Here is a 14,122-nt window from a genome sequence, read left to right on the forward strand (position 1 = left end):
CACGGTTCTTTACTTTCCTGAAATGAACAGCGTTGGCCGCATAGCGGCTATGCTCGCAAAATGATCCTGTTTCCAGAATTGCTCGACTTGCCCCGCCGCCTGCGCCATCCCGAGGTGCGCGACCTGGCGTGGGCGATCCTGGCCCCGCCGATGCTCATCGACACGCCCTGGCCCCAACGCCATCCCCTGACCGGCAGTGACTGGGTGCATCAGCCTCACCGGCTGGAACACTGGCTGCAGCAACTGGACCGCGACAGCTATTCCCTGCTGCATTGCCTGTCCCAGGGGCGGACCCGGCGCCTGGGCCTGTACTACGAAAGGCTGTGGCAGTTTGCGGTGCAACACGCGCCGGGCATCGAGTTGGTCGCCGCGAACCTGCCGATCCGGCATCAGGGCCATACCCTGGGCGAACTGGACCTGCTGCTGCGCGACGGCGAAGGCATCCATCACCTGGAACTGGCCATCAAGCTCTACCTCGGCCCTCAGGACGGTAACGGGCAATACGCAGCGCAGTGGCTCGGCCCGGGCAGCCATGACCGGCTCGACCGCAAACTGGCCCATCTACGCGAACACCAATTACCGATCTCGGCACGCCCGGAAAGCCGTGAAGCCCTGGCGGCGCTGGGCATTGACGCCTCGGGCATCGAGTCGTTTCGTTCCGAGCTCTGGCTGGGTGGCTACCTGCTTTACCCGTGGCCCGGCCATGCCGAAGCGCCGGCCGGTGCGCACCCCAGGCATTTGCGCGGCAGTTGGCTGCATCAGTGCGACTGGCCGGCGTTCGTCGCGCAACGCCCACCGGGCCGCTGGCAACCCCTGCCCCGCGCGGCCTGGCTGGCCCCGGCGCGTTACCCAGCGGAGCAAACCTGGAGCGCCGGACAACTGGAAGCCTGGCGACTGGCCCTCGACCCCATGGCACCGGCGCAACTGATGGTGCGCCTCACGGAAAATGCCAAAGGTGAATGGGAAGAGGCCGAGCGGCTGTTCCTGGTGGCGGATCGTTGGCCGGATGTGCCGGGCAATGGCTGATTTTGGCGGTGTTTGCCAGGGCCTCATCGCGAGCAGGCTCGCTCCCACCTGGGTTCTCTGCTCACCAATGAAATGGCAGGCGCTGCGGTCACTGTGGGAGCGAGCCTGCTCGCGATGAAGCCAGCTCGGTCTAGACGGACAACCGCACCGCCAGCGCCGCCAACGTCACCAGCAACACCGGCACCGTCAGCACAATCCCGACCTTGAAGTAATACCCCCAGCCGATGCGGATATCCTTGCGCGCCAGCACATGCAACCACAACAAGGTCGCCAGACTGCCGATCGGGGTGATTTTCGGGCCCAGGTCGCTGCCAATGACGTTGGCGTAGATCATCGCCTCCTTCACCACACCAGTGGCCTGGCTGGCATCGATGGACAACGCACCAATCAGCACCGTCGGCAGGTTGTTCATGACCGATGAGAGCAATGCCGTCAACAGCCCGGTGCCCATGGCCGCGCCCCACACGCCATAGGCGGCGAAGCCGTCGAGCCATTGGGCCAGATAGCCGGTCAGCCCGGCGTTGCGCAGGCCATAGACCACCAGGTACATGCCCAGGGAGAAAATCACGATCTGCCACGGTGCTTCTTTCATCACCCGGCGGGTGGAAATCTTGTGGCCGTAGGCCGCAACGCCCAGCAGCAGCGCCGCGCAAACGGCGGAAATCGCGCTGATGGGAATCCCCAGGGGCTCAAGGGCAAAGCAGCCCAGCAAGAGGATCGCCAACACCGCCCAACCGGCATAAAAGGTGGCCTTGTCATGGATCGCACTCGCAGGATCGTCCAGTTGATGCGGATCGTAATCACGCGGGATATCACGCCGGAAAAACCACAGCAATATCCCCAGGCTGGCCGCGACGCTGACCAGGTTCACCGGCACCATGACCGCGGCGTAACGGTTGAAGCCGATGTTGAAGAAGTCGGCCGAAACGATGTTCACCAGGTTCGACACCACCAACGGCAGGCTCGCCGAGTCGGCAATGAAGCCGGCGCCCATCACGAACGCCAAAGTCGCTGCCGGAGAAAAACGCAGCGCCAGCAGCATCGAAATCACAATCGGCGTCAGGATCAGCGCCGCGCCGTCATTGGCGAACAACGCCGACACCAGCGCGCCGAGCAACACCATGAAGGCAAACAGCTTGCGCCCACTGCCCCGCCCCCAACGGGCCACATGCAGGGCCGCCCAGGCAAAGAACCCGGCCTCGTCCAGCAACAGGCTGATGATGATCAGCGCAATAAACGTACCGGTGGCGTTCCAGATGATCTGCCACACCAGCGCAATATCACCGACCTGCACCACCCCGCTCAACAAGGCCAATACCGCACCAAGCGTCGCGCTCCAGCCAACGCCAAGCCCCTTGGGTTGCCAGATCACCAGCGTAATGGTCAGCAGGAAAATCAACGACGCGAGGAGCATGCGCAACAGCCTTGGAAGAAGGGGTTAACCGGAAGAAATCAGCAGCAGGCACTGCCAAACCCATTGAAGACTTCAATGGGTTTGGAGCCTGCTGAGCGAGGGCAACGATAGGGAACTTCGAATATCCAGTAAAGCTCGGACTGAAGTGAAGGGGCACTGATTGAACCCGCCCCTATGGCTAGGGAGCTTGCTCCCGCTGGACTGCACAGCAGGCCCTTTGGGCGGTCGCTGCGCAACCGAGCGGGAGCAGGCTCCCTCGCCACAGGGGCTATCTGAAATCCCAGGCATCAGGCCTTTTTGTGCTGCTCGACCCACTTGCCATAGGCCTCGATGAATTTCTGCAGAAACGGCCGCACCGACTCCGACAACTCGCCCTGCTCGTCGAACGCGCTCCCCGCCCCGGCCAGATAAGCCTCCGGCTGTTGCATGCACGGCACATCGAGGAACACCAGGGACTGGCGCAAATGATGGTTGGCGCCGAAACCGCCCATGGCCCCTGGCGATGCACTGATCACCGCGCCGGGCTTGCCGCTCAGGCAGCTCTTGCCGTAGGGCCGCGAGCCAACGTCGATGGCATTTTTCATCGGGGCCGGCACCGAACGGTTGTATTCAGGCGTGACAAACAACAATGCGTCGGCCGCGCCAACCTGCTGGCGGAAAGTGCTGTAGGCTGGTGGGGGTGTGACATCGATATCCTCGTTGTAGAGCGGCAGGTCGCCTATCTCGATGATTTCCAGCTTCAGGTTGCTCGGCGCCAGATCCGCCAGGGCCAGGGCCAGCTTGCGATTGATCGAAGCCTTGCGCAGGCTCCCCACTAAAACGGCCACGGTGTAGACATTACTCATTGGACACTTCTCGACTATGGGTTCAAGGGAGCCCCTATTTATAGATGATCGGGCGGACAATTGGACCAGCGGAGAACCGAAAACCTTCCGACTGGACTATTTTTTTCATGTAGGAAAACTTACCGCGCTTGACCAAGGTCTACAGAACCGCAAATCGAGTGATTTATTTCCAGAGGTTCTAAGCAATGGCAGCAGTACTTGTCGGACATTTTCATGCACGGGACGCCGAAGGTCGCGTCTATTCAGTGCATGAATTCCAGGAATCGACCCCGTCGCCCGACGGTAACGGCAAGGAGCCTGTCACCACTTTCAAGCTGGCGATTGGAGATCGCGTCAACAAACTCGAAGACGGCAAATTCATGCTGGTGCAGTCCCAGATTGAATTAACCCGCGAGCCGGAAACGCTACCGCCCGCTCAAACGCCTGCTGAAACGCTAATTGCTTCATAACCTGTTGTTATGAGCAGAAGTCATGCCCGGACTTGGGTTAGGATTCAGCCACTCAATGGCTCTCCCGCCCAACATGGACTGCTTGCATGCGTTTACGCCACATCGAAGTGATCCAGGCGCTGTTGCAGACCGGCCACCTCGGCACGGCGGCTGAATGGCTGCAATTACCGGTGGCAGAGGTAGAAGCGACGCTACGCGATGCCGAGCTACAGTTGGGTTTCATGCTGTTTGCCAGTGTGCGCGGACGATTGCAGGCGACTCGCGAAGCCCTCGAGTTGCGCGACGGCATCACGCGAGTGTATGACACCCTCGAACCGGTACAACGCCTGGCCAGTAGCCTGAAACACTATCAGGCGCCGCCCCTGCGCGTCATTTGCACCCCACCGCTGGCCCAGCAGTTACTGCCCCGGAGTATCGCTGCCCTGCGTCGACGCCATCCGGACGCCCCTTGCACCCTGCTCAGCCAACCGACTCGAGACATTGTTCAGAGCCTTCTGCTGCGCAATAGTGACTTGGGCCTTAGTCTGCACGACCCCGAACACTCCGACATCCAGTGCCAGATGATCGCCCAGGGCAAACTGCAATTGCTGGCGCCCCACGGCTGGCTGCAACCGCGGCAAAAATACATTTCGGTTCAGGATCTGGCTGGCCAGTCACTGGTGGGCCTGGATGGCCACGACCCGCTGAGCCCTGCGTTCGACCATAAGCTGGCGGCGCTACGCCCCGCGCCAGTCATCCAGATCCGCGTACAGACCCATCAGATGATGCGCGCCATGGTCGAGGCTGGTGAAGGGCTGGCCATCGTCGACCCCTTCACTGCTTCAGGTGCCAAGGACGGCGGGCTGGACGTATGCCCGGTATCGCCCGCCATTCCCATTTGCCTGTATGCGCTGAGCCTGAACGGCACGGCAGCCTCTTCCACCCTCCAGTCGCTGCTGGAACTGATTACGGAACAAGCCGAGGCGCTGTTGGGCCACTGATCGCCATGCCCAGCGGATCGTCGAACAAGCGGTACCAGAACAACGCCACCTCGGCGGTATGCCGGTCAATGCCGCGATAGCGCAGGTGATCGATCCCGCCCAGCACGTAACCGCAACGCTCATAGAGCCGGCAAGCGCCCAGGTTGTTGTTCTGCGTTTCGAGCATGATGCCCGGCAGTTTTTTCTTGCGGCTCCAAAAATGCGCGACGTCTAGCAAAGCCCTGGCCACACCGTGGCGACGCGCCGGGGCATGCACGGCAAGCTCATCGATGTGGGCAAAACCGTTCCAGTTGGTACTGACCACCAGATGCCCTACCGGTTGGTCATCGAGATAAGCCATGAAGATCTCGCTGTCCGGCGCATCGCGGAAACTGCTGAACTCCTCAGGATCGATGCCATAGCATTTACGATAAGGGGCAATGGGCGTCACTGGCCATTGGCTCACCGGTCGACCCACCTGCGCCGCCCCATAGGCGCTGACCTCGAAACTGAAGTCGCTGCCCCAGATATAGGCTGCGAAACCGTCATCGACGACACGCACCGACAGGCCGGGGTGCTTGGGATTCATGACCGGCTGCATACTGGGAAAAGTCCTCATTCCTTGCAGCAACCAACGGCGCTCTGCCATCCATTGCCCTTGCCTCTCGAAACTTCATACATCAAGCGGGTATCCGTAGCCTGCCCGTTACCTCAGGTTAGAAGGTACTGGCGATTGTGGCGAGAAATGAATGATGAGGGCCCCTTGTGGGAGCGAGCCTGCTCGCGATGGAATCTCCACGATACAGCCGACAGACCGAGCTGCCTGCATCGCGAGTAGGCTCGCTCCCACAGGGCGCGGTCGTGGCGCAAGATCAGTTCGCTGCGGCCTGGGATTCGACCAATTGCGTCCACAATGCCGGAGCGCCAGCAGACTTGGCGATGGCTTCCAGACGTGCGGCATGTTCAGCCAGGTCGTTTTCGCTGGCGCGAAGGATCCGGCCTGGCGTGCGGTCAGTGGGCAAACGACGAATTTCCGAGGCTTGGTTACCCGAACCTTCACCCGTGCCATTGCCATCGGAGGCGTTGCCGGCCAGGGACAGGCTGGTCTGCCCGCCCGTCATGGTCAGGTAGACGTCGGCCAGGATCTCGGAGTCGAGCAAAGCGCCGTGCAGCTCACGACCAGAGTTGTCGACCCCGTAGCGCTTGCACAAAGCATCGAGGCTGTTGCGCTGCCCCGGGTGCCGCTCCCGCGCCATCATCAGGGTATCGAGGATGGTGCAGTGCCGGGTGATGTCGGCCCGGTCGTGCTGGCCCATCAGGGCAAATTCGTTGTTGATAAAACCAACGTCGAACGCCGCGTTATGGATGATCAGTTGCGCACCCTGGATGAACTCGAAGAATTCATCGGCCACTTCAGCGAAGCGCGGCTTGCCCACCAGAAACTCGTTGGTGATGCCATGGACGCCGATGGCACCTTCATCACTTTCGCGGTCCGGTTGCAGGTAAACGTGGAAATGGCGACCGGTCAGGCGCCGACCGATCAGCTCGACACAGCCGATTTCGATAATCCGGTGACCATCGGTCACCGGCATGCCGGTGGTTTCGGTATCCAGTACAACAGATCTGTTGGCCATCAGTGTTCAGCTCTCAACGGGCATGCTTGCAAAAGCGCGGATGTTAACACGCTCCGAGGGAGTTGCTGGCCGCAGCTTTGTGGCGAGGGGATTTATCCCCGCTGGGGCGCGAAGCGACCCCGTGCAAACTTCCTGACACACCGTGGTGTCTGGCTTTAGGGCTGCTTCGCAGCCCAGCGGGGATAAATCCCCTCGCCACAAAGTGTGCATGCCCAACTGAACAGGGTTGCATCAAGCCTGCTTGTACCCCCGCACCTCATCCACCCCACGGTTGGCCAACTGGTCGGCCCGTTCGTTACCGTGATGGCCGATATGGCCGCGCACCCACTTCCAGGTGACGTTGTGGCGGTTGACCTGCTCGTCGAGCAGCTTCCACAGATCGGCATTCTTCACCGGCTCTTTCGCAGCGGTTTTCCAGCCACGCTTCTTCCAGTTGGCCATCCATTCATTGATGCCTTTCATCACATACTGCGAGTCGGTCACCAGCAATACGTCGCAGGGCCGCTTAAGCTCTTCCAAACCCCGAATAGCGCCCATCAGCTCCATGCGGTTGTTGGTGGTATTGGTTTCACCGCCCCAGAGTTCCTTCTCGACACCCTTGCATACCAGCAGCGCCCCCCAGCCACCCGGGCCGGGATTGCCCTTGCAGGCGCCGTCAGTGAAGAGTTCTACGCTATCGCTCATGCCAATCCATCCAGAAAAAAATGCAAAGGCCTGCCGGACGGGAACGACAATGCCCGCAACCGAAATGCCGCCAGACCATCAGAAAAGGGTTAAGGCTCGATATGGCGACGATTGACCTTGGCCATCGGCAAGGGAATCAGCTTGCCCATCGGCTCGCGTCGCGCCTGACGAACCGGGCGCAGCCCGACCGCAATCTTGCGCGCCACCAATAAATAGAAGCCGCCGCCGGACAGTTGCCACTCACCGGCCTTGCGCTCCCAGCCGGCCAGACGGGCCTGCCACTTGGGCGACGCAAGCGGCGGACGATAGCATCCGAAGCGGCGTTTCTCCAGCGCGAAGCCCAGCAGGTTGAGCCAGTCACCGACCCTTGACGCTGAGATGCAGCGAGCCTGACGCAAAGCATCGTGAGCGAACACGTGACGCAACCCCCAACTGCTCCAGGGATTGATGCCAATGATCAGCAGATGCCCGCCAGGGCGCACGCTGCTGGCGGCCTCGCGCAGCAACCCGTGCGGGGAGAGACAGAAATCCAGCCCGTGCTGCATCACCACCACATCGGCGGCATGCTCGCTCAACGGCCAGGCCTGCTCTTCGCAAACGATCTCCACGCCGGGCAAGGGCGCGCCCAGGCGGACATTGCGCTGGACCTGCGGCGCCGACGGCGGTGTCTGCGCCGAAGGCCCGTAGTGCACCAGATAGCCACCAAAGAACCGGCCCAGCTCGTCTTCGAGCATGCGCCGCTCCTCTTCCAGCAAAAATTGCCCGACAGGGCCGGACAGCCACTCACGGGCGGCGCTGATCAACGCAAGCCAGTCGGGATCAGCCTGAGCGAACGCTTCATCGGTCATTGCATTCTCCAACGCGTCAGGAAGTTCTAAGATGCGCCTTTGTTTTCTGCTTGGCGAATTCCGCGATGATACAGATCAGTGCCCTGCCCGCGTTCACCGATAACTACATCTGGTTGTTACAGGACCACGCCACTCAACGCTGCGCCGTCGTCGACCCCGGCGACGCCACGCCGGTGCAGGCCTGGCTCGACGCCCATCCAGGCTGGGTCCTGAGCGACATCCTGATCACCCACCATCATCACGATCATGTCGGCGGCGTCCAGGCACTGAAAAACGCGACACACGCCACCGTCTACGGCCCGGCCAGTGAAAACATCCCAGCGCGGGACGTGGCGCTGCAAGACAACGACCAGCTCAGCGTCCTCGGCTGGGACTTCGATGTCTACGCCGTACCCGGCCACACCCTGGGGCATATCGCGTATTACCATCATGGCCTGTTGTTCTGTGGCGACACCTTGTTCGCCGCCGGTTGCGGCCGGCTCTTCGAAGGCACGCCGGCACAAATGCATCAGTCCCTCAGCCGCCTGGCCTCTCTGCCTGAGGATACGCTGGTCTACTGCACCCATGAATACACCCTCAGCAATCTTAGATTCGCCGCGGCGGTAGAGCCCGGCAACCCGGACATTGCCGCGCGCCTGGAAAAAGTCAGCCAGCAACGCAACGCCGGCGTCATGACCCTGCCCTCGACCCTGGCACTTGAAAAGCTCACCAATCCGTTCCTGCGGACCGCTGAAACATCCGTTAAACAAAAAGCAGACGAACGGAATGGCCAGCGTAACGAGACGCCAAGTGAGGTTTTTGCGGCCTTGAGGGCATGGAAAGATAAGTTCTAAGGCCGCTGGCGTTTGATACAAAAATTCTGAAAGGTTGACCTGTTGGGGTGCGCTTCCTAGAATCGGCCGACATTTTTGCCCGGAACTTACTTCCAGCCAATGTCGTCATCTATACGTAAGTCCGTCCAGTCAGACACATTGACCCGCTTGGCTCAAGCTGTCGCAGTGGCTGTGTCCGCTACCCTGGCGGGCTGCCAGAGCACGAGCCAGGTGCCGCAGACCGATGTGGCGCACACGCCGAACATCGCCGCTCGCGCCAAACAGAAACCCATCTGGCTCACCGAAAAACCCGCCCCTCAAGTACCTCAGGACGTCTGGGAGCGTATGCGCCAGGGCTTCCAGCTGCAGGAAACCGCCGGCGTCAACCCGCGTATCGAACAGCAACGCCTGTGGTTCGCCAGCAATCCATCCTTTCTGGAAAACGCCGGCGAACGCGGCAGCCTGTACATTCATTACATCGTCGAACGCCTTGAAGAACGCAACATGCCCCTGGAGCTGGCGCTGCTGCCGGTGATCGAAAGCGCCTACAACCCCATGGCTTATTCCCGGGCCCATGCGGTGGGCCTGTGGCAGTTCATCCCGTCCACGGGGCGCTACTTCAACCTGCGCCAGACCCGCTTCTATGACGGGCGTCGCGACATCACGGCCTCCACCACGGCCGCGATGGATTACCTGACGCGCCTGCACGACATGTTCAACGGCGACTGGCTGTTGGCGCTGGCTGCCTACAACGCAGGCGAGGGAACGGTCAGCCGCGCCATCGAACGCAACGAAAAACTTGGCCTGCCCACCGATTACTGGAACCTGCCGCTGCCCAGCGAAACCCAGGCCTATGTGCCGAAGTTGCTGGCGTTGTCCCAGGTGGTGCTTGCCCCGGAGGCCTACGGGGTCAACCTCAACCCGATCGCCAACGAACCGTACTTCCAGGTCGTCGAGATCAACCAGCGCATGGACCTGTCCAAGGTCGCGGCGGTAGCCGACATTGACGAAGACGAGCTGTTCCAGCTCAACCCGGCGTTCAAGCAGCGCACCACCATCGATGGCCCGCAGCACCTGCTGGTGCCCACGTCCAAGGCCCAGTTGCTGACCGCCAGCCTGTCCACCATGCGTCCGGAAGAACTGATCAGCAAACGATCGCTCAAACCGGTTTTTGACTCAGCCGAAGAAAGCACGGTGGCGGGGGCCAAGCGCACCTACCGCGTCAAACGTGGCGATAACCTGGGGTTGATCGCCAAGGCCAACAACGTTCAGATCAAAGACCTGCAACGCTGGAACAGACTGAGTGGCAACAAACTCAAGATCGGCCAGACCCTGGTCATGCAAGACACCCGCAAACGCGTCAACACGGTGGTCGCTGCCAGCAGCAAGAATAAAAAGAAACAGACCCAGTACAAGGTCAAGCAAGGCGACTCGCTGTACGTGGTCGCCAAGCGCTTCAACGTGGAAATGCAGCACCTCAAGCGCTGGAATCCACGGGTAGGCAAGGCGCTGAAGCCCGGGCAGATGCTGACGGTTTACTCCCCGCACTGACGTGACCGGGGGCTGTGTAGGAGCTGTGTAGGAGCTGGCGAAGCCTGCGATCTTTTGATCTTCCACTTTGAGATTCAAGTGTCCGGGGAGAAGCTCGCAGCCTCGTTGCACTCGACAGCTCCTACACCGCTCCTAAAGCCCCGCCTTTTTCCTGCCGATACAAGCTGTTACTGTACGGGCCATAAAGCCCAAGCCGCCTGGATCGGATCTCAGACTTGATACGTCCCCTCCTCCTGCTCCTGATCAGCCTGGCCTTGAGCTCTCCCGCCAGCGCAACCATTAGCGAAAGCCATGGTTATGCGCAGTTCGGCACGCTCAAGTACCCGGCCAGATTCACCCACTTCGACTGGGTCAACCCGCAAGCGCCCAAGGGCGGAATCTTGCGGGTCATGGCATTCGGCACCTTCGATACGCTCAATCCCTACACATTCAAGGGCAGCAGCCCGGTTTCGACCCCCAATTTCTTGCAATACGGCATCAACGAGCTGAACGAACCGCTGATGGTTGGCACGGGGCAGTACGCGCCGTCCGGCGACGAGCCGACGTCGAGCTATGGCCTGATCGCCCGGTCGGTGGAATACAGCGAAGACCGCAGTTGGGTGGTGTTCAACCTCAGACCCGAAGCGCGTTTTCACGATGGTGTGCCGATCACCGCCTATGACGTGGCGTTCTCCTACCGAACGCTGCTCAAGGAAGGTCATCCGCAGTACCGCACCAACCTTCAGGAAGTGCTGCGGGTCGACATCCTCAACCCGCTGAAAATCCGCTTTGTGTTCAAGCGTACGGGCAACCCGCTGCTGATCCTGCGTCTGGGTGAGTTACCGGTGCTGCCTCAGCACTACTGGAAAGACCGCGACTTCAAGGCCACCACCTTCGAACCGCCCTTGGGCAGCGGCCCATACCGGATTACCAAAGTACAGCCTGGTCGCCAGTTGGTGTTTGAGCGGGTCAAGAATTACTGGGGCAAAGACTTGCCGGTCAATCGCGGCAAATACAACTATGACCGGATGGACGTGGAGTTTTACCGCGACAGTGAAGTGGCTTTCGAAGCCTTCAAGGCCGGGGAGTTCGACATTTACATTGAGCACCAGGCCAAAAACTGGGCCAACGGCTATCAGTTCCCGGCAGTCAATCGCGGCGAGGTGATCAAGGCGCAGATTGCCCACCAGATCCCGACCCAGACCCAGGGTCTGTTCATGAACACCCGACGCAGCACGTTCGCCCAGGCCAAGGTTCGTGAAGCCCTGGGGATGATGTTCGACTTCGAGTGGACCAACCGCACGCTGTTCAGCGGTGCCTACAAGCGCACCCTCAGTTATTACCCCAACAGTGAGTTCTCCTCCAGCGGCCTTCCGGTGGGCCACGAATGGCTTCTGCTCAAGCCGTATCGGGAACAATTGCCGCCCCAGTTGTTCACCCAGCCCTTCAGCCTGCCTCGGACCGACGGCCGGGGGATCCCCCGGGAAACCTTGCGCAAAGCCCTCGGGTTACTCAAGGAAGCCGGTTGGAGCATTCACGGCCAGCGTCTGCTCAACGCCGACAGCCAGCCGCTGCGCTTCGAGATCCTGCTGGTGAACCCGAATCTGGAGCGCATCCTGCAACCCTACGTGGAAAACCTCGCCAGCATCGGCATCCAGGCCCGCCTGCGTACGGTGGACCGCGCCCAATACAAGCAGCGCCTGGACCAGTTCGACTTCGACATGATTCTGCTGACCCTGGGCCAAACCCTTAGCCCGGGCCTTGAGCAATGGCAGTACTTCCATTCCAGCCAGGCGGGGGTCAAGGGCAGCAAGAACTACGCTGGCATCAACAACCCGGTGGTCGATCACCTGCTGGAAAAGCTCCTTTCTGCCCGCACCCGTGACGAACAGGTCGCCGCCGGCAAAGCCCTGGACCGTGTGCTGCTGTGGCAGCACTACTGCATCCCTAACTGGTATCTCAATTATCATCGCCTGGCCTACCGTAACCGGTTTGCCTTTGTCACCACGCCGCCCTACACCCTGGGTTTGAGCGCATGGTGGCTGAAATCTTCGGAGAAAGATCAATGAAGCCTTTACGCGCCCTGCTCCTGCAGGCCAGCGGCCTGTTGTTCGCCGGACTGGCCTGTGCCGCACCGCAGCACGCCCTGACCTTGTACAACGAGCCGCCGAAGTACCCGGCCAACTTCAAGCATTTCGATTATGTGAACCCTGACGCCCCCAAGGGCGGGATTTTTCGTCAGGGCGGGTTTGGTGGTTTCGACAGCCTCAACCCTTTTATCAGCAAGGGCGTCCCCGCCGATGACATCGGCCTGATCTACGACACCCTGGCCAAACAAGGCCTGGACGAACCCTTCACCGAATATGGCCTGATTGCCGAAAAAATCGAGAAGGCCCCGGACAATGCCTGGGTGCGCTTCTACCTGCGGCCCGAAGCCCGCTTCAACGATGGCCAGCCGGTGCGCGCCGAGGACGTCGTGTTCAGCTTCCAGACCCTGACCAAGGACGGCGCCCCGATGTTCCGCGGTTACTACAACGACGTCGCCGAAGTCATCGCCGAAGAACCGCTCAAGGTACTGTTCAAGTTCAAGCATAAAAATAACCGTGAATTGCCGCTGATCCTCGGCCAGTTGCCGGTATTGCCCAAGCACTGGTGGGCCGGGCGCGAATTCAACAAGGGCAACCTGGAAATTCCCCTCGGCAGCGGCCCCTATAAGGTCGCCGAAGTGAAGGCTGGCCGCTCGATTCGCTATGAACGCGTGAAGGATTACTGGGGTAAGGACTTGCCGGTCAACCGCGGCTTCTACAACTTCGACGTCCTGACCACCGACTATTACCGTGACAACACCGTGGCGGTCGAGGCACTGAAGGCCGGGCAGTTTGATTTCTGGCTGGAAATGGCTGCCAAGAACTGGGCCAACGCCTACAACATCCCGGCCGTTACCGAAGGCCGGCTGATCAAGGAGCAGATCCCCAACGGCAACCCCACCGGCATGCAGGGGTTTGTTTATAACCTGCGCCGTCCGGTCTTCCAGGACGTACGGGTGCGCAAGGCCTTGAGCCTGCTGCTGGACTTCGAATGGACCAACAAACAACTGTTCCACGGTGCCTACGCGCGCACCCGCAGTTATTTTGAAAACTCGGAGATGGCCGCCACCGGCCTGCCCGGCGAAGACGAACTGAAGATCCTCGAACCCCTGCGCGGCAAGATCCCCGAACAGGTGTTCACCCAGGCATTCGAACCTTCGGTATGTGACGGCAGCGGCATGATCCGTGACCAGCAGCGCAAGGCCTATCAATTGCTGCAAGAGGCCGGCTGGCACATCGTCGACGACAAGATGGTCGATGCCCAGGGCAAACCCGTGGTGCTGGAGTTCCTGCTGGCCCAGACCGAATTCGAGCGGGTGCTGCTGCCATTCAAGCGTAACCTCAGCGACCTGGGCATCGAACTGGTGATCCGCCGGGTCGACGTGTCCCAATACATCAATCGCGTGCGCTCACGTGATTTCGACCTGATAGTGGGCAGCTTCCCGCAATCCAGCTCGCCGGGTAACGAACAACGGGAATTCTGGATGTCGGCTGCCGCCGATAATCCCGGCAGCCGCAACACCATGGGCCTGAAGGACCCGGCGGTCGACCAACTGGTGGAGCAACTGATCAACGCCGATTCACGCAAGAGCCTGGTGGCCCACGCCCGGGCGCTGGACCGGGTGCTGCAATGGGGCTACTACGTGATCCCCAACTGGCACATCAAGACCTGGCGCGTAGCCTACTGGAACCACATCGGCCATCCAAAAATCACCCCGACCTACGACATCGGCACCACCACATGGTGGGTCAAGCCAGAGGTCAAGCCTTCCATTGAGGTGGAAAAACAGGTCATCGAGCAAAAAATCGTCGCCCCGGCGAGTGTGGAGTAACC

At 60.7% G+C, this 14,122-nt stretch carries 13 protein-coding genes; 7 read left to right on the forward strand and 6 right to left on the reverse strand.

Annotated elements, in window-relative coordinates; translation table 11 throughout:
• Positions 1–60 precede the first annotated feature (60 nt).
• A complete protein-coding gene (locus BM132_RS05280; protein ID WP_092453812.1) occupies positions 61–1,026 on the forward strand; it encodes a DUF1853 family protein in 966 nt (321 codons plus the stop codon).
• Positions 1,027–1,156: 130 nt separating this feature from the next.
• On the opposite strand, the gene BM132_RS05285 is transcribed toward BM132_RS05280, so the two are convergent.
• On the reverse strand, positions 1,157–2,440 hold the full coding sequence (locus tag BM132_RS05285) for an arsenic transporter (RefSeq protein ID WP_092453814.1): 1,284 nt from the start codon (positions 2,438–2,440) through the stop codon (positions 1,157–1,159).
• A 287-nt stretch (positions 2,441–2,727) separates the two neighbouring features.
• On the reverse strand, positions 2,728–3,285 hold the full coding sequence (locus tag BM132_RS05290) for an NADPH-dependent FMN reductase (RefSeq protein WP_092396894.1): 558 nt from the start codon (positions 3,283–3,285) through the stop codon (positions 2,728–2,730).
• Between the two features lie 185 nt (positions 3,286–3,470).
• Between BM132_RS05290 and BM132_RS05295 the strand changes: the two genes are divergently transcribed.
• Positions 3,471–3,734 carry a hypothetical protein gene (locus BM132_RS05295; protein WP_092396892.1) on the forward strand — a complete coding sequence of 88 codons (264 nt, stop codon included), beginning with the start codon at positions 3,471–3,473 and terminating at the stop codon, positions 3,732–3,734.
• Positions 3,735–3,820: 86 nt separating this feature from the next.
• The gene (locus BM132_RS05300) at positions 3,821–4,714 is read left to right on the forward strand and encodes a LysR substrate-binding domain-containing protein (protein WP_092453815.1); all 894 of its coding nucleotides are present in this window, start codon (positions 3,821–3,823) and stop codon (positions 4,712–4,714) included.
• Here the strand turns inward: BM132_RS05300 and BM132_RS05305 are convergent.
• From BM132_RS05305 to BM132_RS05320, 4 genes are all read right to left on the reverse strand, one after another.
• Positions 4,680–5,294, reverse strand: coding sequence for a GNAT family N-acetyltransferase (locus BM132_RS05305; protein WP_092396888.1), 615 nt, complete (start codon positions 5,292–5,294; stop codon positions 4,680–4,682). The genes BM132_RS05300 and BM132_RS05305 overlap by 35 nt on opposite strands.
• A gap of 271 nt (positions 5,295–5,565) precedes the next feature.
• A complete protein-coding gene (gene dnaQ, locus BM132_RS05310; RefSeq protein ID WP_092396886.1) occupies positions 5,566–6,327 on the reverse strand; it encodes a DNA polymerase III subunit epsilon in 762 nt (253 codons plus the stop codon).
• A 231-nt stretch (positions 6,328–6,558) separates the two neighbouring features.
• Positions 6,559–7,011, reverse strand: coding sequence for a ribonuclease HI (gene rnhA, locus BM132_RS05315; protein ID WP_058544565.1), 453 nt, complete (start codon positions 7,009–7,011; stop codon positions 6,559–6,561).
• An 89-nt stretch (positions 7,012–7,100) separates the two neighbouring features.
• A complete protein-coding gene (locus tag BM132_RS05320; RefSeq protein ID WP_047225765.1) occupies positions 7,101–7,859 on the reverse strand; it encodes a class I SAM-dependent methyltransferase in 759 nt (252 codons plus the stop codon).
• Between the two features lie 65 nt (positions 7,860–7,924).
• Between BM132_RS05320 and gloB the strand changes: the two genes are divergently transcribed.
• The 4 genes from gloB to BM132_RS05340 all read left to right on the forward strand — a co-directional run bounded on the left by gloB (position 7,925) and on the right by BM132_RS05340 (position 14,120).
• A complete protein-coding gene (gloB, locus tag BM132_RS05325) occupies positions 7,925–8,692 on the forward strand; it encodes a hydroxyacylglutathione hydrolase (RefSeq protein WP_092453817.1) in 768 nt (255 codons plus the stop codon).
• Between the two features lie 99 nt (positions 8,693–8,791).
• The gene (locus BM132_RS05330; RefSeq protein ID WP_092453819.1) at positions 8,792–10,222 is read left to right on the forward strand and encodes a transglycosylase SLT domain-containing protein; all 1,431 of its coding nucleotides are present in this window, start codon (positions 8,792–8,794) and stop codon (positions 10,220–10,222) included.
• A 215-nt stretch (positions 10,223–10,437) separates the two neighbouring features.
• Positions 10,438–12,270 carry an extracellular solute-binding protein gene (locus tag BM132_RS05335; RefSeq protein ID WP_092396881.1) on the forward strand — a complete coding sequence of 611 codons (1,833 nt, stop codon included), beginning with the start codon at positions 10,438–10,440 and terminating at the stop codon, positions 12,268–12,270.
• Positions 12,267–14,120 carry an extracellular solute-binding protein gene (locus BM132_RS05340; protein ID WP_092453821.1) on the forward strand — a complete coding sequence of 618 codons (1,854 nt, stop codon included), beginning with the start codon at positions 12,267–12,269 and terminating at the stop codon, positions 14,118–14,120. The genes BM132_RS05335 and BM132_RS05340 overlap by 4 nt, the downstream gene beginning before the upstream one ends.
• Positions 14,121–14,122: the final 2 nt, after the last annotated feature.

It is taken from the genome of Pseudomonas sp. NFACC45, assembly GCF_900113505.1.
In the GTDB taxonomy this organism is placed as follows: domain Bacteria; phylum Pseudomonadota; class Gammaproteobacteria; order Pseudomonadales; family Pseudomonadaceae; genus Aquipseudomonas; species Aquipseudomonas tehranensis.